Source organism: Wolbachia endosymbiont of Atemnus politus (genome assembly GCF_013309895.1).
In genome coordinates this window covers 1-2,545 of record NZ_JAAXCS010000154.1, presented here as the reverse complement: position 1 = coordinate 2,545, position 2,545 = coordinate 1, and the positions used below count along the sequence as shown (strand labels likewise).

The following is a 2,545-nucleotide window of genomic DNA, read 5'->3' as shown; positions in this document are numbered from 1 at the left end:
AATGAGAGTGCAGATTATCTCGACTGACCGTAGTGTTTCTTACTATCAAGCCGTCAATTTTATATTCTAGTGCAAGCTCAGCGATATTTTCTTTAGTTTGCTGATGTATATTTGGTGAGATTTTCAGTGTTATTGGGGTGGATTCAGAGTTGTCAATTGATTTCCTAGTTAGAGTTATGGATTTCAGCAATTCCGATAGTTCTTGTTTATTGTGCAAATTGCGTTAGGTGTGCTTGGGGATGAGATGTTCAGCACTATATAGTTGCTTTTTCCATATACCATAAGTCAACATAGTCGCTGACTTGGTCCTTCGATGTGTTATTTTTCCTATATTGATGCCGAAAATGCAATCTTCAAGCTTGGTTTCACTTATTCGTTTAAGAAAGTAATCTATTCCCTTATTGTTAAACCCTAATCTATTAATGGTCCCTTCATCTTGAATTAGCCGAAAAATTTTCGGGGTTTTGTTTCCGCATTGAGGATATTTAGTTACAGTACCAGCCTCCTCCTCAATAAACCCAAAACCAAATGAGAGCATGGGCTTTATAACTTCCGCATTCTTATCAAAACCTGCAGCAAGACCCACATGGGTCCTGAGCTTATTACCAAAGAGGTTCACAGTTAAAGACTCTGTTAGTTCTACGGGTTTTCTACAAGGCATCTTTTTTAACATTGTGATTGCCAAGAAGTGGGCAATTTCAGGCGGCAGTAAAAGCAGCAAATTACGTAGTATCAATTTGTAAAATCCTTTCTCAGCCATTTTTCTACCATGAAATACTATAAGATCATACTTGAAAAGAATACGTTTTTATTGATTTTTCTTATAAATAATGGATAAGCTATAGCTACCTATCAATCTCACCAATAACTATATCGAGCGAGCCAATAATTGCGGCAATATCAGCAAGCATGTGTCCTTTTGCCATAAAATCCAAGGCTTGTAAATGTGCAAAGCCAGGTGCTGTTATTCGGCATCTATGTGGTCTACTGGTACCATCTGAAACTACACATACTCCAAACTCGCCTTTCGGTGCTTCAACAGCCGCGTAAGCCTCACCTTCTGGTACACGATATCCTTCTGAATAAAGATTAAAATGGTGAATGAGAGGTTCCATAGATTTTTCATCTCTGCGCTTGGCGGTGGAGAAATATTTCTATCTTCAGTTTTTACCGGCCCTTCAGGCATTTTCTCTATACACTGCTTTATCAAGCCAATAGACTGCCTAATTTCTGCCATCCTTACTAAATAACGATCATAACAATCACCATTTTGGCCGACCGGTATATCAAAATCTAGTTGGTCATATACCTCATATGGCTGACTTTTTCGCAAATCCCAAGCAAGCCCAGCAGCACGCAGCATTGGTCAACTAAAACCCCAATCAAGCGCCTGCTTAATTGATATTTCGCTGATTCCCACAGTGCGCTGCTTCCATATTCTATTTTCTGTTAAAAGCTCATCAACATCGTCTATATACTTTGGAAATTGCTCTATGAACTTTGCAATATCTTCAATTAGACCTTCTGGAACATCTGCTGCAACTCCACCTGGTCTGATGTAAGCTGCGTGAAATCTTGCACCTGAAACTCTTTCGTAAAATTCCATTATCTTTTCTCTTTCTTCAAAAAGCCATAAAAGAGGAGTCATTGCCCCAACATCGAGTGCCTGAGAGGAGATATTTAGTAGATGATTGAGTATCCTTGTAAGCTCACAAAACAAAACAGGAAAATATTTTGCCCTGACTGGAACTTTGCATTGTAACAATTTTTCTACACATAACGAATATGCATGCTCTTGTGACATTGGTGATACGTAGTCAAGGCGATCAAAATAAGGCAAAGCTGGAAGATATGTTTTATGTTCTATTAATTTTTCAGCACCACGGTGCAAGAGCCCAATATGAGGATCAGCCCTTTCGATTACTTCGCCGTTCATCTCCAAAACAAGGCACAACACCCCATGTGAAGCCGGGTGCTGAGGGCCAAAATTTAACATCATTTTCTTTAGATCGGGCACGTCCAATAGTCTAAGGTATTAGGGTTATATAGGCTAAAGTGCGCTTAAATTCAATAGACTTCTTGCATAACATTGGAAAAAAACTTGACAACCCCCTTCAATCTCATTATAATGACAATGAAGCTAATTATTTATCTTCAGTCTGTGCAGATGAAACGACAAAAACTTACGTATTTGGCGTACAATTGTTTAATTTTTTGCACTATGCGCACCTCATGTTTTTTGCATTATTGTCTAAATTACCAGCTATTGCTGTGAATTGCGCCTATTTGGGCACTTAAAAACATTAAAAAACGCCAATTTATAAAATATATAATGAATAACTAGCTAACGGGGATTCTTTTGTCTTTTTTTCTGCTTTAGTAAATTTTTTAACGTTTATAATTTAGACCAGTTGCGATAACAAGCGGCTGAGTCGGGGTTTTGAGCGTTTGGAATAAAAAAACGCCAATATTTTGAGGCACATATAAATAGCTAGCCACCCACGGAGATTCTTCTGTCTTTTTTTTTTCGTTTGGTAAATTTCTT

At 38.0% G+C, this 2,545-nt stretch carries 2 pseudogenes; both read right to left on the bottom strand.

Annotation, left to right across the window (positions count from 1 at the left end):
* A pseudogene (locus HET73_RS07005) lies at window positions 1-661 on the bottom strand (dihydroorotate dehydrogenase); the annotation flags it as partial.
* A gap of 184 nt (window positions 662-845) precedes the next feature.
* A pseudogene (locus tag HET73_RS07000) lies at window positions 846-2,017 on the bottom strand (NADH-quinone oxidoreductase subunit D).
* Between the last annotated feature and the right edge of the window lie 528 nt (window positions 2,018-2,545).